The sequence below is a fragment of the Stenotrophomonas sp. GD03958 genome (assembly GCF_029839005.1).
Classification (GTDB): domain Bacteria; phylum Pseudomonadota; class Gammaproteobacteria; order Xanthomonadales; family Xanthomonadaceae; genus Stenotrophomonas; species Stenotrophomonas hibiscicola.
Genome location: NZ_JAOBZT010000075.1, coordinates 1 through 19529, shown reverse-complemented (window position 1 = coordinate 19529; position 19529 = coordinate 1). Strand labels below are relative to the sequence as shown.

Annotated in this window: 23 protein-coding genes and 1 pseudogene; 16 read left to right on the top strand and 8 right to left on the bottom strand. The window is 67.0% G+C overall.

Features of this window, described 5'->3' with window-relative positions; translation table 11 throughout:
- The coding region (locus N5C25_RS17425) for a copper chaperone PCu(A)C (protein WP_279937445.1) at positions 1 to 437 on the bottom strand (437 nt) is incomplete at its 3' end.
- 34 nt (positions 438 to 471) lie between these two features.
- Here N5C25_RS17425 and N5C25_RS17420 point away from each other — a divergent pair.
- The 4 genes from N5C25_RS17420 (at position 472) to N5C25_RS17405 (ending at position 4065) form a co-directional block, all read left to right on the top strand.
- Positions 472 to 1248, top strand: coding sequence for an enoyl-CoA hydratase/isomerase family protein (locus tag N5C25_RS17420; protein ID WP_019659300.1), 777 nt, complete (start codon positions 472 to 474; stop codon positions 1246 to 1248).
- A gap of 79 nt (positions 1249 to 1327) precedes the next feature.
- Complete coding sequence (tesB, locus tag N5C25_RS17415; RefSeq protein ID WP_032953622.1) at positions 1328 to 2227, top strand: acyl-CoA thioesterase II; 900 nt, start codon at positions 1328 to 1330, stop codon at positions 2225 to 2227.
- Between the two features lie 4 nt (positions 2228 to 2231).
- Entirely contained in the window at positions 2232 to 2741 is a 510-nt protein-coding gene (locus N5C25_RS17410) for a pathogenicity-like protein (protein ID WP_049447046.1), read from the top strand.
- 106 nt (positions 2742 to 2847) lie between these two features.
- On the top strand, positions 2848 to 4065 hold the full coding sequence (locus N5C25_RS17405; protein WP_262214096.1) for a sigma-70 family RNA polymerase sigma factor: 1218 nt from the start codon (positions 2848 to 2850) through the stop codon (positions 4063 to 4065).
- Between the two features lie 51 nt (positions 4066 to 4116).
- On the opposite strand, the gene N5C25_RS17400 is transcribed toward N5C25_RS17405, so the two are convergent.
- Entirely contained in the window at positions 4117 to 4677 is a 561-nt protein-coding gene (locus tag N5C25_RS17400) for an EF-hand domain-containing protein (RefSeq protein WP_279937443.1), read from the bottom strand.
- A gap of 156 nt (positions 4678 to 4833) precedes the next feature.
- Between N5C25_RS17400 and N5C25_RS17395 the strand changes: the two genes are divergently transcribed.
- Positions 4834 to 5589 (top strand): arginyltransferase, encoded by a 756-nt coding sequence (locus N5C25_RS17395; protein ID WP_049447050.1) that lies wholly within the window; start codon positions 4834 to 4836, stop codon positions 5587 to 5589.
- 38 nt (positions 5590 to 5627) lie between these two features.
- Entirely contained in the window at positions 5628 to 6842 is a 1215-nt protein-coding gene (locus N5C25_RS17390) for an endonuclease/exonuclease/phosphatase family protein (protein WP_279937441.1), read from the top strand.
- A 104-nt stretch (positions 6843 to 6946) separates the two neighbouring features.
- Here the strand turns inward: N5C25_RS17390 and purT are convergent, their stop codons facing one another.
- Positions 6947 to 8134, bottom strand: a complete 1188-nt coding sequence (purT, locus tag N5C25_RS17385) for a formate-dependent phosphoribosylglycinamide formyltransferase (RefSeq protein WP_111101819.1) — start codon at positions 8132 to 8134, stop codon at positions 6947 to 6949.
- A gap of 137 nt (positions 8135 to 8271) precedes the next feature.
- On the opposite strand from purT, the gene N5C25_RS17380 reads away from it, so the two are divergent.
- Genes N5C25_RS17380 through N5C25_RS17360 form a run of 5 tightly spaced genes read left to right on the top strand, consistent with a single transcriptional unit; the run spans position 8272 to position 10970 of the window.
- A complete protein-coding gene (locus tag N5C25_RS17380; protein WP_058979843.1) occupies positions 8272 to 9153 on the top strand; it encodes an SPFH domain-containing protein in 882 nt (293 codons plus the stop codon).
- Positions 9154 to 9198: 45 nt separating this feature from the next.
- Complete coding sequence (locus tag N5C25_RS17375; protein ID WP_058979841.1) at positions 9199 to 9378, top strand: hypothetical protein; 180 nt, start codon at positions 9199 to 9201, stop codon at positions 9376 to 9378.
- Entirely contained in the window at positions 9375 to 9554 is a 180-nt protein-coding gene (locus tag N5C25_RS17370; protein ID WP_019659310.1) for a DUF4177 domain-containing protein, read from the top strand. Before N5C25_RS17375 ends, N5C25_RS17370 begins: the two co-directional genes overlap by 4 nt.
- A gap of 3 nt (positions 9555 to 9557) precedes the next feature.
- Positions 9558 to 10151 carry a PH domain-containing protein gene (locus N5C25_RS17365; protein ID WP_058979839.1) on the top strand — a complete coding sequence of 198 codons (594 nt, stop codon included), beginning with the start codon at positions 9558 to 9560 and terminating at the stop codon, positions 10149 to 10151.
- A 9-nt stretch (positions 10152 to 10160) separates the two neighbouring features.
- Positions 10161 to 10970, top strand: a complete 810-nt coding sequence (locus N5C25_RS17360) for a D-alanyl-D-alanine carboxypeptidase family protein (RefSeq protein ID WP_279937435.1) — start codon at positions 10161 to 10163, stop codon at positions 10968 to 10970.
- Between the two features lie 383 nt (positions 10971 to 11353).
- Here the strand turns inward: N5C25_RS17360 and N5C25_RS17355 are convergent, their stop codons facing one another.
- The 4 genes from N5C25_RS17355 to N5C25_RS17340 form a co-directional block, all read right to left on the bottom strand.
- Positions 11354 to 11725, bottom strand: a complete 372-nt coding sequence (locus tag N5C25_RS17355) for a DUF423 domain-containing protein (protein WP_279937433.1) — start codon at positions 11723 to 11725, stop codon at positions 11354 to 11356.
- Positions 11726 to 11830: 105 nt separating this feature from the next.
- Positions 11831 to 12904 carry an SRPBCC family protein gene (locus N5C25_RS17350; protein WP_021203110.1) on the bottom strand — a complete coding sequence of 358 codons (1074 nt, stop codon included), beginning with the start codon at positions 12902 to 12904 and terminating at the stop codon, positions 11831 to 11833.
- A gap of 234 nt (positions 12905 to 13138) precedes the next feature.
- Entirely contained in the window at positions 13139 to 13780 is a 642-nt protein-coding gene (locus N5C25_RS17345; protein WP_021203109.1) for a response regulator transcription factor, read from the bottom strand.
- Positions 13780 to 14982: a sensor histidine kinase gene (locus tag N5C25_RS17340; protein WP_019659315.1), complete on the bottom strand. Its 1203-nt coding sequence runs from the start codon at positions 14980 to 14982 to the stop codon at positions 13780 to 13782. The genes N5C25_RS17345 and N5C25_RS17340 overlap by 1 nt, the downstream gene beginning before the upstream one ends.
- Positions 14983 to 15133: 151 nt before the next feature.
- Between N5C25_RS17340 and N5C25_RS17335 the strand changes: the two genes are divergently transcribed.
- The 5 genes from N5C25_RS17335 to N5C25_RS17315 are packed head-to-tail and all read left to right on the top strand — an operon-like array spanning position 15134 to position 18157.
- The gene (locus N5C25_RS17335) at positions 15134 to 15730 is read left to right on the top strand and encodes a GNAT family N-acetyltransferase (protein WP_019659316.1); all 597 of its coding nucleotides are present in this window, start codon (positions 15134 to 15136) and stop codon (positions 15728 to 15730) included.
- Complete coding sequence (minC, locus tag N5C25_RS17330) at positions 15676 to 16521, top strand: septum site-determining protein MinC (RefSeq protein WP_262214105.1); 846 nt, start codon at positions 15676 to 15678, stop codon at positions 16519 to 16521. The genes N5C25_RS17335 and minC overlap by 55 nt, the downstream gene beginning before the upstream one ends.
- Positions 16522 to 16558: 37 nt before the next feature.
- Entirely contained in the window at positions 16559 to 17368 is an 810-nt protein-coding gene (gene minD, locus N5C25_RS17325) for a septum site-determining protein MinD (protein WP_019659318.1), read from the top strand.
- A gap of 2 nt (positions 17369 to 17370) precedes the next feature.
- Complete coding sequence (minE, locus tag N5C25_RS17320) at positions 17371 to 17631, top strand: cell division topological specificity factor MinE (protein WP_005408532.1); 261 nt, start codon at positions 17371 to 17373, stop codon at positions 17629 to 17631.
- A gap of 46 nt (positions 17632 to 17677) precedes the next feature.
- Positions 17678 to 18157 carry a hypothetical protein gene (locus tag N5C25_RS17315; protein WP_058979833.1) on the top strand — a complete coding sequence of 160 codons (480 nt, stop codon included), beginning with the start codon at positions 17678 to 17680 and terminating at the stop codon, positions 18155 to 18157.
- 145 nt (positions 18158 to 18302) lie between these two features.
- On the opposite strand, the pseudogene N5C25_RS17310 reads toward N5C25_RS17315, so the two are convergent.
- Positions 18303 to 19496 (bottom strand): annotated as a pseudogene (locus tag N5C25_RS17310) (DUF819 family protein); the annotation flags it as partial.
- Between the last annotated feature and the right edge of the window lie 33 nt (positions 19497 to 19529).

The following is a 19529-nucleotide window of genomic DNA, read 5'->3' as shown; positions in this document are numbered from 1 at the left end:
GCCTTGCGCACGATCAACGTCGCACTCGCTTCGCCGCCGCCTTCCAGCTGCAGCCGCAACGGCAGCGCCTGGCCTTCCTTCAACGCGCCCTTGCCCTGCATCAGCATCAGGTGCAGGCCGCCGGGCTTGAGCTCGGCACGCGCGCCCGGCGCCAGCGGCAGGCGTTCGATCGCGCGCATCCGGCTGACGCCATCGACAATCGTGGTCTCGTGCAGTGACACATCATCGAAGCTGCTGCTGGCTGCGCCAGTGATTGCCACCGCCTTGCTGCAGCCGTTGTGGATCACGCCGTAACCAGCGGTCATCGGCATCGCCGGATTCGGTGGCAACCGCGCCCAGCCCTGCTCCACCGTGACGCAGGCCGGTTCGGCCGCTGAAGCCGATGCTGCGGCCGCACACAGAACCCACAGTACGCCAACGAATGGTTTGGTTATCATCGCCCAGGTTCCTTCTTCGCAACGAGACCGCAGCATGACGACGCTCATCGAGGTGATCAACCACGGCCCCATCCGCGAGCTGCGCCTGGCGCGGCCGCCGGTCAACGCACTGGACACCGACCTGTGCCGGCAGTTGATCCACGCCATCGAGCTGGCCATGGCCGAAGACGCGCACGGCATCGTGCTGTCGGGCAGCGAGCGCATCTTCACCGGCGGCATGGACGTGCCGCACCTGCTCTCGCACGGCGATGACAAGCACAGGCTGCTGGACACCTGGAACGCCTTCTTCGGCGCGGTGCGCACGCTGGCCGAGAGCCGTATCCCGGTGGTGGCCGCGATCACCGGCCACGCCCCGGCCGGTGGCTGCGTGCTGGCGCTGTGCTGCGATTACCGGGTGATGGCGCGCAGCGCCGATCCGTCGCGGCCGTACGCCATCGGCCTGAACGAAGTGCAGGTCGGCCTGATCGCGCCGGAGGGCATCCAGCGCCTGCTGCGGCGTGCGGTGGGTGTGCACCGTGCCGGCGTGCTGCTCACCACCGGTTCGCTGGTGCCGGCCGAACAGGCGCTGCAGATCGGGCTGGTCGATGAGCTGGCCGAGGGTGACCTGGTGGTGGCACGTGCCGTGGCCTGGCTGCAGAACCTGCTCAAGCAGCCGCGCCAGCCGATGCTGCTGACCCGCGCCATCGCCCGCGCCGACCTGCACGAGGCGCTGCACCCGGACCTGATCCAGCTGGACCGCTTCGTTGAGGCCTGGTTCGCCCCGGATGCACAGAACGCGCTGCAGGCGCTGGTGGCGCGGCTGGGCAAGTAGCCGGTAGTGCCGATGATGGGCTGGCCTGCACCGGTATAATCGGGGCCTCTTCACTGCTGTGGCCGCCCCCTTGAACGACATGCCCGAACCCGTCGTCTCCGAGCTGATCGACCTGCTCACGCTGGAGCGGCTGGAGGACAACCTGTTCCGCGGGCAGAGCCGCGACATCGGCACCAAGTACGTGTTCGGCGGGCAGGTGCTGGGCCAGGCGCTGGCCGCAGCGCAGGCCACGGTCGACAATGGCCGCCACGTGCACTCGCTGCACGCCTATTTCCTGCGCGCTGGCAACATCGACCACCCGATCGTCTACGACGTGGACCGCACCCGCGATGGCGGCAGCTTCTCGGTGCGACGGGTCACCGCGATCCAGCACGGCAAGGTGATCTTCTTCTGCGCGGCCTCTTTCCAGCAGGCCGAGACCGGCGCCGAGCACCAGCACAAGATGCCCGAGGTGCCGCAGCCGGAAGACATCGAACCGAACCGGCCGCTGCCGGCCGAGGTGCTGGAGCGACTGCCGATCAAGGTGCAGCGCTGGCTGTCGCGTGGCGGCCCGTTCGAGTTCCGCCACGTCTACCCGCGCGATGAACTGAACCCGCCCAAGCGCCCGCCCTACCACCAGGTGTGGCTGCGCCTGAGCGAACCGGTCGGCGATGCGCCCGAACTGCACCAGGCGCTGCTGGCCTACGCCTCCGACTTCCACCTGCTGGGCACGGCGACGTTCCCGCACGGCATCAGCTACTACCACCCGCACGTGCAGATGGCCTCGCTCGACCACGCGATCTGGTTCCACCGCCCGTTCCGTGCCGACGACTGGCTGCTGTATTCGCTGGACAGCCCCAGCGCGCAGGATTCGCGCGGCCTGGCCCGCGGCCAGTTCTTCACCCGCAACGGCGTGCTGGTGGCCAGCACCGCGCAGGAAGGCCTGATCCGCGTCGTTCCCGACCAGGCCGCGGCCGCCGCCGTGCCGGCCAAGGAGTAAACCCATGCGCCAGATATTCAGCAGCCAGCGCGTGGAAACCGTCGAAGGCGTCGCCGAGCTGCTGCGCGGGCATGGCATCGACGTCAAGGTGACCAACGGGCGCTCGTACAAGACCCGTCGCCGCGGCCAGTTCAGCTATACCGACCTGGGCAACGCCAACGCCTACCCAGCGGTGTGGATCGTGCGCGCCGACGACCAGCCGCGCGCGCGTGAAATCCTGCGCGAGGCGCGACTGCTCGACACCACCCGCCGCGACCATCCGACCGCCGAATTCGCCTTCCGCGACGCGCCGGAACAGGGCAGCGGTGGCCGCAGCTGGGCCTGGCGCATTCGCATCGCCCTGCTGGTGGTGATCGCCGGCGTGGCGCTGGTGATCGGCCTGCGCCATCGCGGCGCCCCGGCGCCGGTCGCACCGGCCCCTGCCCCGCAGGCCCAGCCGCAGCAGACGCAACCGGCTCCGCAGGCCGCACCGGAAGAGGAAGAAGTCCGGGTCCGCATCCAGCCCTCGAAGTGACGCACGGGTAGTGCCGGCCGCTGGCCGGCGCTACCGCACAGAATGCTGGTCACATTGGGCGCGCGGCTCCGTCATGGGACACAATCCCAGCAGGAGAGCCGCCGCCATGACGACGTTCGCCGCATCGATCGACCAGACCCTGGAACGCGAACTGCCCGCCGCCGCCAGCGGTTGCCAGCACGCCTATGGCCGCATCGTGCTGGCCTGCCAGAACACCGTTACCGCCATCGCGCTGGCCATCACCCGCGATCGTCAGGCCAGCGAGGACATCGCCCAGGAGGCCTTCGTGAAGGGCTGGCAGCAGCTGCACCAGCTGCGCAGCTCGACCAGTTTCCTGCCGTGGCTGCGGCAGATCACCCGCAACCTGGCCCGCGACTGGCTGCGTGCGCAACGTGGCCGGCCGCTGACCGGCGAGGCCGCGGAGGTGGCGATGGGCATGGCCGCCGACCCGGCCCCAGGTGCGGCCGATCGCCTGCAGCGGGTGGAAGAGGAGATCGCCGCCGAGGACATCATCTCCGCCCTGCCCGCTGACAGCCGCGAAGTCCTGTTGCTGTACTACCGCGAAGGACAGCGCTCGCAGCAGGTCGCCGACCTGCTCGGGCTCAGCGATGCGGCCGTGCGCAAGCGCCTGTCGCGTGCACGTGCCCTGGTGCGCGAAGGCCTGCTGCAGCGCTTCGGCGAATTCGCGCGCAGTAGTGCACCAAGCGCCGCATTCGCCACCGCCGTGGTGTCGATGGTGCTGGTGGCCGCACCCGGCACCGCCAGTGCCGCGATCCTGATCGGCACCGGCGTCGGCGTGGGCGGCAGCAAGCTGGGCCTGGGCGGCGTCAGTGCCGCAGGCGGCGCAGCCATGGGTTCACTGACGGCCGCCGCCAGCCAGCTGCACCTGATACCCGCCAGCAACTGGGCCGCCGTTGCCGGGGGCGTCGTCGGTGGCATCATCGGCAGCTATCTGGGGGGCCGCTTCCTGCTGCGCTTCGCAGACACCCCGCAGGAGCGGGCGGCCGTGCGACGGTTCGTGCACCTCAATACGTTCACTGCGATGGTCGTCTGCACCAGCCTGCTGGTCTCGCTGATGCTGCAGGTGCCGCTGTGGCTGCAACTTGCCATTCTCGTCATCGGCCTGGGTACGGTGAACTACCAGTGCCTGGTGCCGCTGCAGCGCGTGATGGCCCCCATGATCGCGCGCGATTCGGCGCGGCGCGGCCGCAGCGGAACCAACTGGCAATACGAATCCGTCTACGGGCGCACCGGCATCATCGGGGCGAACGTCTTCGTGATCGGTCTGGTGGTGTATGCGCTGATGCGCAGCGGAAACGTATGACGGACAACGCCGGCACTCTGCCGGCGTTGTCGTCATTCACTGCATTGACCTTCAGCGCTGCGGCGCCGGTGCAGCGCCGTCACGCGGGCCGCCATGGCGGGGGCCGCCATGCATCGGGCCCTTGGCCGCATCGAACTCGGCCTTGCTCAGCTGGCCGTCCTTGTTGGTGTCGGCGGCAGCGAACCAGGCATCACGATGCTGCTTCATGTGCAGCTCGCGGTCGGCCTTGTCCAGGTAGCCGTCCTTGTTGAGATCGAGCTGGTCGAAGCGCGCGGCCAGACGCGGGTCGGCCCTTGCCTCCTCGCGGCTGATGCGGCCGTCCTTGTTGACGTCCAGCTTGGCCCAGCGCTCACCGCCGTGGCCACGGCGACCGTGCTTCCAGCGCGGCAGCTCATCGCGCGAAAGCTTGCCGTCCTTGTTTTTGTCCAGCTCGTCGAACTTCGCGGCCAGGCGCGGGTTGGCAGCCGCCTCACTGCGGTCGATGACGCCGTCACCGTTGGTGTCCAGCTTGGCCGGGCGCGGTGCCGGCGTGGCCGGGGTGTCGGCGGCCAGCGCGATTCCGGAAGCAGAGGTGCCCAGCAACAGGGCCAGCAGCAGGGGGGTACGGATCATGAGGTCACTCCTGGGGATGGGAACAGCGTCGGGGTGATCACTTCACCCTCGGGGGACAACAACGCCCGGGCACGACGTCGGTTGACGCCTCTGCCAGTTCCATTCATCCGGCGGACAGTCGCCACCACTGCGACAGGCTGGGGCTATGCTGTGCCTATGGCGATACATGGCGACAGAGACGACGAACTGCGACTTTTCCAGACCGGCGAGCACCCCTGCGGGTACTGGTCGGACCGGGTGGCGCGCGACCTGGTGTTGGACCCGCACGATCGCCGCCTTGGTGGCCTGTACCCACTGGCACTGAGCTGGGGCTTCCGCCGCAGCGGCGACCTGGTCTACCGGCCGCATTGCGCGCACTGCCAGGCCTGCGTGGCGGTGCGCATCCCGGTGGCGCGCTTCGCCCCGGACCGCAGCCAACGCCGCTGTGCCGCCCGCAATGACGACCTGGAGGTGCGGATCACTGCCGCCACCGCCCGCGACGACCTGTTCGCGCTGTACCACCGCTACCTCACCCATCGCCACGCCAACGGCGGCATGGACGATCACGGCCCGCACGAGTTCGAGCAGTTCCTGATCGGCAGCTGGTCGCACACCCGCTTCATGGAAATGCGCCTGCCCGGCCACGACGGCCAGCCCAGCCAGCTGCTGGGGGTGGCGGTGACCGACGTCACCGAGCACGGCCTGTCGGCGGTCTACACCTTCTTCGACCCGGACCACGCCGCGCGCGGGCTGGGCACCTTCGCGATCCTGCAGCAGATCGAATGGGCGCGCCGCGAGGGGCTGCCGCACGTGTATCTGGGCTACTGGATCCGCGGCCACCAGAAGATGGACTACAAGCGCCGCTTCCATCCGCTGGAAGCCTACGATGGCCGCCGCTGGCACGATTTCGACAATGATCTGGACGGGCGCTGACAAACCACTGACACCGGGCCGGGTGCACAATACGGCCCATGAACATGACCCGCCGCCATCCCCTGATCCTCGCCCTGGCCCTGCTCTGCGGCGCCACCGCCCCCGCCTTCGCCACGTCCCCCGCGATGACCGAAAAGCCGTCCACTGCGCTGCGCCTGGCCACCTACAACACTTCGCTGTACTCAGACGACGCCGGCGGCCTGATCAAGGAACTGGAAGGCGACAGCGAGCACGCGCGCAAGATCGCTGCGGTGCTGCAGCAGGTACGCCCGGACCTGGTGCTGCTGAACGAATTCGATTTCGACGACGCCCATCGCGCCGCCGACCTGTTCCAGAAGCGCTACCTGGAAGTGGCCCAGCCCGGCGGCGGCAAGCCGCTGCACTTCGCCTACCGCTACCTGGCCCCGGTCAATACCGGCGTGCCCAGCGGACTGGACCTGGACAACAACGGCGTGGTCGGCGGCGAAGGCCGCAGCCGCGGCAACGATGCGTGGGGCTACGGCCTGCACCCCGGCCAGTACGGCATGCTGGTGCTGTCGCGCTACCCGATCGACGAAGCCAAGGTGCGCAGCTTCCAGCTGCTGAAGTGGAGCGCGATGCCCGGCGCGATCCGTCCGGTCGATCCGCGCACCGGCAAGAGCTTCTACAACGACCACGTGTGGTCGCAGCTGCGCCTGTCGTCGAAGTCGCATTGGGACGTGCCGGTGAAGACCCCGGGCGGCGTGGTCCACGCGCTGGTCTCGCACCCGACCCCGCCGGTGTTCGACGGCCCGGAAAAGCGCAACGCCGCGCGCAACCACGACGAACTGCGCCTGTGGCAGGAATACCTGTCCAAGGGTGACAAGCCCTGGCTGTGCGACGACAAGGGCCAGTGCGGCGGCCTGGCCCAGGACGCGCGCTTCGTGATCCTCGGCGACCTCAACAACGACCCGGTCGATGGCGATGGCCGCCATGAAGCAATCGTCGAGCTGATCGAGAACGCCCGCGTGCTGCGCTACCCCACCCCGCGCAGCGTCGGCGGCGAGCAGACCAGCCTGGCCTATGCGGCCAAGGGCATCGAGCGCAAGGGCGCACCGTTCCACGCCACCGGCGACTTCGGCCCGAAGTCCGGCACCATGCGCCTGGACTACGTGCTGCCCTCGACCGGTTTCGAATACGTGGGCAGCGGCATCTTCTGGCCAGCCAATGAAAGCCCGGAAGCGAAGATCGCCGACGGCAGCGACCACCACCTGGTGTGGGTGGACGTGAAATAACCCGGTAGCGCCGGGCCATGCCCGGCGGCCTTTCAAAAAGGGGACGGAGGGGATTAAGCCGTTTGTGCCACAAACGACTTAATCCCCTCCGTCCCCTTTTTGCTTTACGGCCGCAGTTCGACGCCGATGGCGTCTGCGGCGTCACGCGCGATGGCGCGTGCTTCGTCGATGGTTTCCGCGCGCGCCAGGGTCACGCCCACGCGGCGGTGGCCGTGCACGCTCGGCTTGCCGAACAGGCGCACGGCGGTATCCGGCACCTGCAGGGCGGCGGCGACGTTATTGAAGTACGGCACGCCCTCGCCGTGCGCCAACAGCGCGCACGATGCCGACGGGCCGCTCTGGCGGATCAGCGGGATCGGCAGGCCGAGGATGGCGCGCGCATGCAGCGCGAACTCACTCAGCTCCTGCGATACCAGGGTCACCAGGCCGGTGTCGTGCGGGCGCGGCGACACTTCGCTGAACCACACTTCATCGCCCTTCACGAACAGCTCGACGCCGAACAGGCCCCAGCCGCCAAGGTCGTCGGTAATCGCGCGCGAGATCTCTTCGGCACGCGCCAGCGCCTTGTCCGACATCGGCTGCGGCTGCCAGCTTTCGCGGTAGTCACCATCCTTCTGCAGGTGGCCGATCGGCGCACAGAAGGAGGTGCCGCCGGCATGGCGCACGGTCAACAGGGTGATCTCGTAGTCGAAATCGATGAAACCTTCGACAATGCAGCGGCCGGCCCCGGCACGGCCACCGGTCTGCGCGTACTCCCATGCCGGGGCGATGTCCGCCTCGCTGCGCAGGGTGCTCTGGCCCTTGCCCGAGGACGACATCACCGGCTTGACCACGCACGGCAGGCCAATGGCGGCCACCGCAGCACGGTACTCGGCCTCGGTATCGACGAAGCGGTACGGCGAGGTCGGCAGGCCCAGGGTTTCGGCGGCGAGGCGGCGAATGCCTTCGCGGTCCATGGTCAGGCGTGCAGCACGCGCGGTCGGGATCACCCGCAGGCCCTGCTCCTGTTCCAGCTGGACCAGGGTCTCGGTGTGGATGGCCTCGATCTCCGGCACCACCAGGTGCGGCTGCTCCTCGGCGATCAGAGCGCGCAGCGCCATCGCATCGAGCATGTCGATCACGTGCGAGCGGTGCGCGACCTGCATGGCCGGCGCATCGGCGTAGCGATCGGCGGCGATCACCTCCACGCCCAGCCGCTGCAGCTCGATGGCCACCTCCTTGCCGAGTTCGCCCGAGCCCAGCAGCAGCACGCGGGTGGCGGAGGGGGACAACGGAGTTCCAAGCTTGGCCATGGCGGTTCCAGCAGCAATGTGAAGGCGGATGGGCATTCTAGCTGGCCGCGCCCTCTGGCCATGCCATCCGACGAACGGTAGCCTGGAAGTGATATCACTTTGATATCTTCTGTTCGAACCCTCAAGGACGTACCGCCATGAAAGAGAAGTCGCTGTCTTCGCTCAACGGCCTCGGCACGCTGGCCGTCGCCCTGCTCGTCGCCCTCGCTGGCGCCGCCCTGTTCGTACTGGGTGTGGCCGCCAAGGCCAGCGTCGGCTCGCCCAACCTGCTGCTGATGCTGCTGGGGGCGTTGTTGGTAGTCCTGGGCGTGTTCACGCTGGCCGGCCTGTACACCATCCAGCCCAACCAGGCGGCGGTGCTGAGCCTGTTCGGCAAGTACGTGGGCACGGTGAAGGACAACGGCCTGCGCTGGAACAACCCTTTCTATACCAAGCGCCGAGTCAGCCAGCGCGTGCGCAACTTCGAGAGCGGCAAGCTGAAGGTCAACGAGCTGGACGGCAGCCCGATCGAGATCGCCGCGGTGATCGTCTGGCAGGTGGTCGACGCCTCCGAGGCGGTCTACAACGTGGACGACTACGAGAGCTTCGTGCACATCCAGTCCGAATCCGCGCTGCGCGCGATGGCCACCAGCTACCCCTACGACCAGCACGAGGATGGACAGCTGGCCTTGCGCAGCCACGCCAGCGAGATCTCCCAGCATCTGAAGAACGAGCTGGCCGAGCGCCTGGCCGATGCCGGTGTACAGGTGATCGACGCGCGCATCAGCCACCTGGCCTACGCCGCCGAAATCGCCCAGGCGATGCTGCAACGCCAGCAGGCCAACGCGGTGATCGCCGCGCGCACGCGTATCGTTGCTGGTGCGGTGGGCATGGTCGAGATGGCCTTGGCCGAACTGCAGAAGAACGGCGTGGTGCAGCTGGACGAGGAACGCAAGGCGCACATGGTCAGCAACCTGCTCACCGTGCTGTGCTCGGACCGCGGCACCCAGCCGATCGTCAATGCCGGCTCGCTGTATTGAGCCACACTCGCAACGGGGTGCCCCACCGCCCCGCCAGGAGCCCCCATGAGTGAGAAGAAAGCCTACCCGCTGCGCATCAATGCCGACGTCCTGGCTGCTGCGCAGCGCTGGGCTGATGACGAACTGCGCAGCCTCAACGCGCAGATCGAATACGTGCTGCGCGACGCCCTGCGCAAGGCGGGACGCCTGCCGAGACCCGCGCCATCGTCGGAGGACAAGGAATGAGCAAGCGTTGGAGCTACCAGACCATCGAGGTCAAGACGTCCATGATGGGCCTGCTCAAGGCCGAGGACATCCAGGCCGAACTCAGCCGCCAGGGCCAACTGGGCTGGGAACTGGTCAACATCATCATCCCGGCGCCGATGCGCCCGGCGATGCTGGTGTTCAAGAAGGAGGCCTGACGCATGGGCGGCAGCGACCCGAAGACGTTTGAAGTGGCCGAGAGCTCGCCGTTGCGCGTGCTGTGGATCGTGCTTCCGCTGCTGGCTGCCTTCGTAGCGTGCGTGTACGCACAGCTGTACAAGGCGCCGGCCACGGCGCCCTGGATCGAAGTAACGTTGTCGCCGCCCTGGTTCCGGATGGGTGGCAGTGCCGCCTGGAGTCTGCTGGTGATCGCGGTACTCGGCATCGGGTTGGGCGCAGCATTCTTCCGTCGCCGGGTGGAACTGGCCGACAACGTGCTGGATGTGCGCTCGACGATGTACCGCCGCCGCGTCCCGGTGGCGCAGCTGCGGCTGGACCAGGCCGAGGTGGTCGACCTGCAGCGTGACCGCCGCTATGGCATCCGTGTCAAAACCAATGGCTATTCAGTGCCGGGCTTCTATTCCGGCCACTTCCGCCTGCACGGGGGCGGCAAGGGCTTCGCTCTGGTCACCGATCGTGCGCGTGTCCTCGCCCTGCCGGTCAGTGACGGCAGCACGCTGCTGCTCAGCGTGGACCGGCCGCAGGCGCTGCTCGATGTGCTGCGCAAGGTGGCCGCGTCGGCGCCACGGCAGTAAGCTGCTGCGATGCAACGACGCGCGCCCCTGCTGATCAACACCGAGGCCATCGAGCTGTGGCCCGCGCACCTGCTGCGTGCACGCAGCAACCTGGATGCACGCCTGCTGTCGCAGGCACAGTGGGTGCTGCGGCGCAAGCGTGATGGCCGCTATCTGGCGGTGGTACTGGCGCAGGGTGTCCACGCCATGGTGCCGCGCCTGCCGCGCGAACCCGGGGTCGAGGAAGCATTGGCACTGCTGGATGCCGCGGCTGCACGGCCCTTCGGCGCCGGACTGGAAGATCAGTGGCTGCCGCTCGCCGGGTTGCAGCAGCGCCTGCAGCAGCTTGGCCTGGATGCACAGCGCTATGCCGGCGACAGCGGGCTGCCGCTCGAACCCGAACCCTGCCTGCTGCACTTCGCCGGCCGCGACCGCTTCGCCCGCCCGTTGTGGCTGCACCGTGCCGCCGCGCAGGGCTGGCGGCGGATGCGACTGCACGCGGCACAGGATGGAATTGCGCTGGACGCCATCTCCGGCTTCCGCAGCCATGCCTACCAGTTGGGCATCTTCGAGCGGAAGCTGGCGCGCGGCTTGAGCGTGGCAGAGATCCTGAAGGTCAATGCCGCCCCGGGTTTCAGCGAACACCACAGCGGCTACGCGCTGGACATCGGCACACCTGGCGATGCGCCGGCTGAAGAATCGTTCGAAGCCACCGACGCGTTCGCCTGGCTGCAGGTGCATGCCGGCGGGCATGGCTTCCATCTGAGTTACCCACGCGACAACCCGCACGGCATCGTCTACGAACCCTGGCACTGGTGCTGGAGACCGGCCAACGGCTGAGCCCCTCGTGGCGAAAGCCTGGAGCGGTCAGCGCCTGGCCGCGGGATGGAACAAGACAGCAAAGACAAAAGCCGGTCGCTTCGCTCGAAGCCTCTACAACGGATCAGCGCGCGGCTGTTGGGTCCGCCTTCAAGCGAGCCGAGCACCGCAGGTCCGGCGAGGGCGAAGAGGTGCTTGCGATTCTGTAGAGCCGAGCCATGCTCGGCTGCTTTCCGCACCGCCCCTCGACGGGCCGAGGAGCGCAGGGGACCGGTGCGCAGCACCGGCTCGCGGCCGGCGGCGCGTTTCTTTTGGTTACTTTTCTTTTCGCGCGAAAAGAAAAGTAACGCCCATGGACGGTGCAGATCGCATCAGCATGGATCGAAGAAACAACCTCGACTCAGTCACCGCCTCAACGCATTGATCGCCAGCAACACCCACCCGGCCATCATGCTGGTGCCCCCGATCGGCGCCATCCGCTTCGGCCACTGCCACAAGGCGCCGCCCACCAGGCTGCCGGAAAACAGCAACACGCCCAGCAGCAGCACGTACAGCGCCAGGTGCGCGGTCGCCCCCTGCGCACGCGGGCCAAGCGCCACCAGCACCGCGCCATGCGCGAACGCATACAGTGCCGCCATGTTCAGGTGCTGCTGCGCCAGCGGGTCGGCCACACCGTGCGATGCGTAGGCGGACAGGCCGATCGAGGCCGCCGCCAGCAGCGCACCAAGGCAGGCCAGCAGGGAAGGCTTACGTGCGCGACGTTCGAGATTGAACATGTGGGTTCCTTGCGCAGCGCCCTTGCCGGGCGCCAGATGAAAAAAAAAACGCGCCGCAATGAGCGGCGCGTTTTCGTGTCCAGCACTACATGGGTCAGCCGAAGCTTACTTGACGGCCCAGTAGATGTCGTAGGTACCTTCCGGGGTGAACGACTTGTCGATGCCGTCCTTCCAGGTTTCGTACGGACGGTCGATCACTTCGTTGCCGGAGGTCACCGCCCAGGCACGCAGGCCGTTGCGGGCCACGTCCAGACCCGCCATGTGGCCGGTGTAGGCCGCATGCGCCGAACGGTGCGGAGCCACATGCACGTACTTGACCGGCGCGCCGCCGTCGATCTTGACGGTCAGCTCTTCAGCGGTGGCACCTTCAGCACCCTTCTTCTTCACCGGCTGGGCGATGTCGAAGGCGTACTTCTCCTGGCCGAAGTCGGTGGTGATGATGCGGAACGGACCGGCGGCTTCAAGGCCATTGGCCTCCATCACGCGCTTGATCCACTCCTGGTTGTCCTTGATGGACTTGGTGATCGTGTCCTGACCGCGGTCCACGTTACCGGCGTTGACGACCAGCAGGTCCTCAGCCGGCACATCGACGATGCCCAGATCGGTCAGCGGGGCTTCCGGCGTGCGGTAGTCGACGTTCGGGACGGTGGCCAGCATGTTGGCCATGCGCGACAGGCCCATCTTGATGTCGTCGCCGATCTGGCGGCTGACATACAGGCCGGCATAACGGCCGAACAGGTCGAAGCCGTACTTCACCGAGTAGTCCTGGGTGATCTTGACGTTACGGCCACCCTTGCCGGTCGGCTCCAGGGTGAAGGTGGTGATCTTGTCGTGACCCTTGGTGGCGTCATCGATGGCGATCGCAACACGCTTGTTCTCTTCGGCTTCGGTGATCTTCCAGGAACCGGTGCCCAGGTCCTTGGAGGTGAAGTCGAGGGTGGCACCGACGCCGGAGGCCGGGCCGGACAGCTTCAGTTCAACGGCGGGATCGCGCAGTACCAGCGGGTTCCAGTCCTTGAAGCGGCGCAGGCTGCTGACCGTGTCGTACACGATCGTCATCTTGCGGTTGGTCTCGATGCTTTCGGTGATGTGACGCTCGCCCGGCAGACATACGCCAATGATGACGAACAGGCCAGCCACGATCCCCAAGGCGATCAGGAACTCGATAATACGGGTCATTCAGAGAGTCTCCGGGGCCGATCCCACGGCCGGGTTGATTGAAGCGAAGCGCCAATCCTAGCAGGCTTCGCGGGCATTGTTTATCGGGATTGGCGCACCGGTTTCCGTGCCGGCTGCGTATTTGTATGGACAAAGAAATCGAAGGGTACCGCATACCGACGCCCCTGAAGTAGGGGGCAACCCCGCCGGAGGGCCATAAATGGACCTCAAGTCATTGTCCTGAAAAGAATTTCCTCACACCAGCTGCAGCTCGAACGCCTTCAATACGGCGCGCGTACGGTCGCGCACGCCCAGCTTGGAAAGGATGTTGGACACGTGGTTCTTGATGGTGCCTTCGGCCACCCCCAGCGAATTGGCAATCTCCTTGTTGGAGAAGCCGCTGGCCATGAGGCGCAGGATCTCGGTCTCGCGGTCGGTCAACGGGTCCGGACGGTCCAGGCTGACAAACTCGTTGCGCATGTGCTCCAGGCCGGACAGCAGCCGCTGGGTCACGGCCGGCTGCACCAGCGAACCGCCGTCGGCCACGGTGCGGATGGCACCGACCAGCTGTGCCAGGGTCACGTCCTTGAGCAGGTAACCCTTGGCGCCGGCCTTAAGCCCGGCCAGCACCAGCTGGTCATCGTCGAAAGTGGTGAGGATGATGGTCGGCGGCAGCAGGTCCTGACGCGACAGGACCTGCAGCGCCTCCAGCCCGGACATCACCGGCATGCGCATGTCCATCAGGACCACGTCCGGTCGCACCTGCGGTATCAGCTCCACCGCCTGGCGGCCGTCGCCGGCCTCGGCCACCACCTCGATGCCGTCGTCGAGCGCCAGCAGGGAGCGGATTCCCTGCCGCACCAGGGTTTGGTCGTCGACCAGGCAGACGCGAATCATCAACGCACTCCTTCAGGAACCTTGGTAAGGGCGGCCACCAGCACCGTTGCCGGTACCGTCGCCCGCAGCCGGAAGCCTTCACCGGGCCGGGTCTCGACCTGCAGCTGGCCACCACATTGTTGCAGTCGCTCGCGCATGCCCCGCAAGCCATTGCCCACATTGACCGTATCCGCGCCGACGCCGTCGTCGCGGGCCTCCACCACCACCTGGTCGGGGGCTTCACGGTACACCTTGATCCACAGGTGGCGGGCACCGGCATGGCGCACCGCGTTGGTGATGATCTCCTGGGTACACCGCAGCAGCACGTGGGCCCGCTGCGGGTCCTCCACGTTCAGTGGATCCTCGATGTCCAGCTGGATGTCCAGCGAGGGCACGTTCTCGGTCAGCGGGCGCAGCGCCGCGGCCAGATCGATGGCACCGGTCTCGCGCAGCTGGCTGACCACCTCGCGCACGTTGCCCAGCAGCAGCTTGGCCAGGGCATGCGAGCGCTTCACGTGGTCCAGCGCCTGGCCTTCGGCCAGGTGGCCTGCCACTTCCAGGTTCAGGGTCAGCGCGGTCAGCTGATGCCCCAGAAGGTCATGCAGCTCCCGCGAAATACGGGTGCGCTCGTTGACGCGGGCGCTCTCGGCCAGGAGGGCACGGGTGGCGCGCAGCTCTGAATTGAGCCTGCGCTGTTCGTCGCGGGCCTCGGTCTGCTGTCTCGCAACAAGGCTGGTCACGAAGATGAACATGGAAAAGCCGCCGTACAGCAACGACTGCATCACCGCTTCGAACAGCGGGAAGCGCAGCAGCAGGTAATAGACCGGCGCCACCGCCAGCTGGCTGACCAGCAGCCACAGCACGCACAGGCGTACCGAAAGCATCCACGGAATGACGCCGGCAGCCACCATCATCAGGATGCTGCCAAGGCCCGAGCCGCTGAGGAAACTGACGCCCAGCGCCGAGACCGTCAGCAGCAGCAGCAGGCCGCGGTCCAGCCAGCTGGTGTGGCTGCCGCTGTCGCTGCGCAGCAGGCGGGTCAGCCAATAGTAGGCCGCGCCGAAGGACAGGTAGGCGACAAACAGCAGGATCGCCCAGCCACCCATATCGCTGCGGCTGTGCAGGTTCTCGAACTGCGAATACGCCAATGGCAGGCCGACCATGACCCAGGTGAACAGGCCGGCCAGACGGAGAACGCGGGTATGGCTGAGGACTCCCAACATGCCAGCACTCTACGGGCCCGGCCTGCGTCGCGCACTCCCACGGAAGTCATGCATCCGCGCCCCCCTGTTCATGCCGCAGCCCACCCCGGGCATGCAATAATCGTGCGCAGGGTCCCCTGACGGACCAACCGCGTTACCCCACGGAGTCACAATGTCGATTGTCATCCGCGACGTGCGCGAGCACGAGCTCGATTCCGTCCTGGCTTTGAACAACAACGCTGGCCTGGCCATCCTTCCCCTGGATGCGGCCCGCCTGCGCCTGTTCTATGAAACCGCTGAGTATTTCCGCGTCGCCGAGCGCGACGGCAACCTTGCCGGCTTCCTGATCGGCTTCGGCAGCGACAGCCAGCACGACAGCAGCAACTTTGCCTGGTTCAAGCAGCAGCTGGACGCCCCGTTCTTCTATATCGACCGCATCGTGGTTGCCAGCCGCCGTCGTGGTGGTGGCGTCGGCCGTGCGTTCTATGCCGATGCGCAGAGCTTCGCCGAGCTGCGCTACCCGCAGATGACCTGCGAGGTCTTCCTCGACCATGGCGCCGATGCCGCCCTGCTCTTCCACGGCAGCTTCGGCTTCCGCGAGCTGGGCCAGAACACCATGCCGCAGGTCGATGTGCGCGCCAGCATGCTGGCCAAGGAACTGTGCAGCTACCCGTGGGTGAAGGAGACCTACGGCGGCAAGCTGCCGGATGTGGCATGGACACGTGCCCGGCAGCTGCCGGCGCAGGCACAGCGGCCGACGGGGACCTGAGCGTGGCGGTGAATTTCGATTACGAACAGGCCGGTGAACTGAAGATCGGCCAGGTGGGCATCGCCAACCTGCGCATCCGTACGCTTGACGTCGAACGCCTCGTGCAGGAAATGCGCGAACGCGTTACCCGGGCGCCGAAGCTGTTCGGCCGCGCCGCGGTGATTCTCGACTTCGGCGGCCTGAGCCAGGTACCGGACGTGGCCACGGCGCAAGCGCTGGTCGATGGCCTGCGCAGCGCCGGCGTGCTGCCGGTGGCGCTGGCCTATGGCACCAGCGCGGTCGACCTGCTCTCGCAGCAGCTCGGACTGCCGCTGCTGGCCAAGTTCCGCGCCCAGTACGAGCGAGCCGAGGCCGAGCCGCCCCCGCCCTCGCCCGCTCCGGAACCGCGCCGCGCAGCGCGCGCCGAACCGAAGCCGGCGCCGGCCGCGCCGACAGCCAGGGTTGCCGGCGCTGCGGCACCGCAGCCGGGCCGCATGCAGCTGGGCAACGTACGCTCGGGCCAGCAGCTGTACGCTGAAAACTGCGACCTCACCGTGATGGCTACCGTCGGCGCCGGCGCCGAAGTCATCGCCGACGGCAGCATCCATATCTACGGCACCCTGCGCGGCCGCGCGCTGGCAGGGGCGCAGGGCAACACCGCGGCACGCATCTTCTGCCGTGATTTCCATGCGGAACTGGTGGCCATTGCAGGCCACTACAAGGTACTGGACGATGTCCCGGACAACCTGCGCGGCAAGGCCGTGCAGGTATGGCTGGAACAGGACCAGGTCAAGATCGCTGCGCTGGACTGACGCAGCTCCAAACTAATGCAGAACCAGGAGAAGTCCTTTGGCTGAAATCATCGTAGTCACCTCCGGCAAGGGCGGCGTGGGCAAGACCACTTCCAGCGCGAGCCTGGCCTGTGGCCTGGCGCGGCGCGGCAAGAAGGTGGCGGTGATCGACTTCGACGTCGGCCTGCGCAACCTCGACCTGATCATGGGCTGCGAACGCCGCGTGGTGTACGACTTCGTCAACGTCGTGCACGGCGAAGCCACCCTCAAACAGGCCCTGATCAAGGACAAGCGCTTCGACAACCTGTACGTGCTGGCCGCCTCGCAGACCCGCGACAAGGACGCACTGACCCAGGAAGGCGTGGGCAAGGTTCTGAAGGACCTGGCCGCCGACGGCTTCGACTACATCATCTGCGACTCGCCGGCGGGTATCGAAAAGGGTGCCTTCCTGGCGATGTACTTCGCCGACCGCGCCGTGGTGGTGGTGAACCCGGAAGTGTCCTCCGTGCGCGACTCCGACCGCATCATCGGGCTGCTGGATTCGAAGACCCACAAGGCCGAATCCGGGCAGAACGTGCCCGCGTTCCTGCTGCTGACCCGCTATACCCCGCTGCGCGTGGAAACCGGCGAGATGCTCAGCATTGCCGACGTCGAGGAAGTGCTGGGGCTGAAGGCGATCGGCGTGATCCCCGAGTCGGGTGACGTGCTCAATGCCTCCAACAAGGGCGAGCCAGTCATCCTGGATGTCGAATCCGCAGCCGGCCAGGCCTATGAGGACGCTGTCGCGCGCATCCTTGGCGAGGAGCGGCCGATGCGCTTCACCACCGTGGAGAAGAAGGGCTTCTTCAGCAAGCTGTTCGGAGGGTAAGCATGGGCCTGTTCGATTTCCTCAAAGCGAAGAAGACCACCGCCGAAACCGCAAAGAACCGCCTGCAGATCATCATCGCGCAGGAACGCAGCCACCGCGGTGGCCCGGACTACCTGCCCCTGCTGCAGCGCGAGTTGCTGGAAGTGATCAAGAAGTACGTGAACATCGACGTCGATGCGGTGAAGGTCGACCTGGTGAAGGATGGCCAGCACGACGTGCTGGACATCTCCGTGGCGCTGCCTGAAGGCCCGGACAAACCCTGATCCCCCGCCCCGCCCGTGCCTGCATGGGCGGGGCCGCGTGACCTGCATGACCGATACGACAACCACCGTGGGCATCACCTGCGTGGGCGACATCGCCTTCGCCGACGCGCAGCGCCTGCTCGCCGCGCATGGCCTGCGGCTGCACCACGTGGCGCCCGGCGAACCGATTCCCGGCAGTTACTGGGGCGAGCCAGAGGCCGGCATCATCGCCAGCAACGTGTACGTGCGCGACGACACGCCCGTGCATTCGATGCTGCACGAAGCCTGCCACCTGATCGTGCTGCCGCCGGAGCGGCGTGCGCAGGTGCATACCGACGCCACCGACTCGGTGGCCGAGGAAGATGCCACCTGCTACCTGCAGATCGTGCTGGCCGGGCAGCTGCCGGGTGTTGGCAGCGCGCGGTTGATGGCCGACATGGACGCCTGGGGGTACACGTATCGACTGGGGTCTACACAGGCATGGTTCGAACAGGACGCCGAAGACGCGAAGGCGTGGCTGGTCGAACGCGGCTTGCCGGTGGCGTAAAGCCGCGGGCGCGGTTGGCCACAGGCGCGTGGCGACGCGTCGGACCTTGCGGCGCCCCTCTTTTCACTCGGCGCGGTTCGAGCAGGACGCCGAAGACGCGAAGGCGTGGTTGATCGAACGCGGATTGCCGGTGGCGTAACGCTCGGTAGGTGCCGGTGGCATAGCCCATCGTGCCCAGCAGCACGCCCACCGGCGCCAGCGCCGGATGGAACGCGGCGGCCACCACCGGCGCCGAGGCCGGGCCACCGATGTTCGACTGCGAACCGATGGCGAAATAGAAGAACGGCACCTTCAGCAGCTTGCCCAGGCACCACAGCAGCACGATGTGCACGGCGATCCAGATCAGGCCGAGCAGGAACAGCCACGGGCGGTCCAGCAACGCCAGCAGATCCATCTGCATGCCGATGCAGGCGATCAGGAAGTACAGCAGCAACGAACCCAGACGCGAGGCACCCGCGCCTTCCAGGTTGCGTGCGCGGGTGAAACTCAGGCTCAGGCCCAGGGTGGTCGACAGCACCACCACCCACACGAACGGTGCGTCCAGGCTGAACTGCGCGGCCCAGCTGACATTTGCCTTGAACCACGCCGCCAAGGGCGCACCGATCGCGTGTGCCAGTCCGACGCCACCGAAGGCCACGGCCACGATCAGCATCAGATCGGTGAGGCTGGGAATGCGCTCATGCTCGGCCTGGAAGCGCGCGATGCGCTCCTTCAGTTCATCGATGGCCGAGGTATCGGCGCCACTGCGTGCATCGATCTTCGCCGCACGACCGGCAAGGAAGATCAGCGCCGCCATCCACACATAGCCGACACCCACGTCGACCACGGCGAACTGGCCGAAGGTGGTCGCATTGACGTCGAACACTTCGCGCATCGCCAGCATGTTGGCACCACCACCGATCCAGCTGCCGGCCAACGCAGCCATGCCGGCCCAGGTGTCACCGGCCACGGTTTCCGGATGCACGGCGCGCATCAGCAGGAAGGCCACGACCGCCCCGAGCATGATGCTGGCCGATGCCCCCAGGTACATCAGCACCAGCTTCGGGCCCAGCCGCAGGATGCCCTTGATGTCCACCGCCAGGGTCAGCAGGATCAGCGCCGCCGGCAGCAGGATGTCGCGTGCGATCGGGTTGTAGAGCCTGGTGTTCTGCCCGTCGATCAGGCCGACGGTGTTGTAGATGCCGGGAATCAGGTAGCACAGCAGCAGCGCCGGCACGAAGGTGTAGAAGCGTTTCCACAGGCCCTGCTCGCGCGAGGCGGTCCAGAAAACGGCGCCGAGCGTGGCGGCGATCAAACCGAAGACGACGATGTCGTTCTGGATCAGGGCAGTCGAAGGCATGCAGGCGCTCTGGGAGAGCCGGCCGCTGGCCGG

Bases quoted from the DNA above. Each gene is read 5' to 3' on its own strand.
- N5C25_RS17420 (WP_019659300.1), top strand. From the start codon at position 472: ATGACGACGCTCATCGAGGTGATCAACCACGGCCCCATCCGCGAGCTG.
- tesB (WP_032953622.1), top strand. From the start codon at position 1,328: ATGCCCGAACCCGTCGTCTCCGAGCTGATCGACCTGCTCACGCTGGAG.
- N5C25_RS17410 (WP_049447046.1), top strand. From the start codon at position 2,232: ATGCGCCAGATATTCAGCAGCCAGCGCGTGGAAACCGTCGAAGGCGTC.
- N5C25_RS17405 (WP_262214096.1), top strand. From the start codon at position 2,848: ATGACGACGTTCGCCGCATCGATCGACCAGACCCTGGAACGCGAACTG.
- N5C25_RS17400 (WP_279937443.1), bottom strand. From the start codon at position 4,677: ATGATCCGTACCCCCCTGCTGCTGGCCCTGTTGCTGGGCACCTCTGCT.
- N5C25_RS17395 (WP_049447050.1), top strand. From the start codon at position 4,834: ATGGCGATACATGGCGACAGAGACGACGAACTGCGACTTTTCCAGACC.
- N5C25_RS17390 (WP_279937441.1), top strand. From the start codon at position 5,628: ATGAACATGACCCGCCGCCATCCCCTGATCCTCGCCCTGGCCCTGCTC.
- purT (WP_111101819.1), bottom strand. From the start codon at position 8,134: ATGGCCAAGCTTGGAACTCCGTTGTCCCCCTCCGCCACCCGCGTGCTG.
- N5C25_RS17380 (WP_058979843.1), top strand. From the start codon at position 8,272: ATGAAAGAGAAGTCGCTGTCTTCGCTCAACGGCCTCGGCACGCTGGCC.
- N5C25_RS17375 (WP_058979841.1), top strand. From the start codon at position 9,199: ATGAGTGAGAAGAAAGCCTACCCGCTGCGCATCAATGCCGACGTCCTG.
- N5C25_RS17370 (WP_019659310.1), top strand. From the start codon at position 9,375: ATGAGCAAGCGTTGGAGCTACCAGACCATCGAGGTCAAGACGTCCATG.
- N5C25_RS17365 (WP_058979839.1), top strand. From the start codon at position 9,558: ATGGGCGGCAGCGACCCGAAGACGTTTGAAGTGGCCGAGAGCTCGCCG.
- N5C25_RS17360 (WP_279937435.1), top strand. From the start codon at position 10,161: ATGCAACGACGCGCGCCCCTGCTGATCAACACCGAGGCCATCGAGCTG.
- N5C25_RS17355 (WP_279937433.1), bottom strand. From the start codon at position 11,725: ATGTTCAATCTCGAACGTCGCGCACGTAAGCCTTCCCTGCTGGCCTGC.
- N5C25_RS17350 (WP_021203110.1), bottom strand. From the start codon at position 12,904: ATGACCCGTATTATCGAGTTCCTGATCGCCTTGGGGATCGTGGCTGGC.
- N5C25_RS17345 (WP_021203109.1), bottom strand. From the start codon at position 13,780: ATGATTCGCGTCTGCCTGGTCGACGACCAAACCCTGGTGCGGCAGGGA.
- N5C25_RS17340 (WP_019659315.1), bottom strand. From the start codon at position 14,982: ATGTTGGGAGTCCTCAGCCATACCCGCGTTCTCCGTCTGGCCGGCCTG.
- N5C25_RS17335 (WP_019659316.1), top strand. From the start codon at position 15,134: ATGTCGATTGTCATCCGCGACGTGCGCGAGCACGAGCTCGATTCCGTC.
- minC (WP_262214105.1), top strand. From the start codon at position 15,676: ATGGACACGTGCCCGGCAGCTGCCGGCGCAGGCACAGCGGCCGACGGG.
- minE (WP_005408532.1), top strand. From the start codon at position 17,371: ATGGGCCTGTTCGATTTCCTCAAAGCGAAGAAGACCACCGCCGAAACC.
- N5C25_RS17315 (WP_058979833.1), top strand. From the start codon at position 17,678: ATGACCGATACGACAACCACCGTGGGCATCACCTGCGTGGGCGACATC.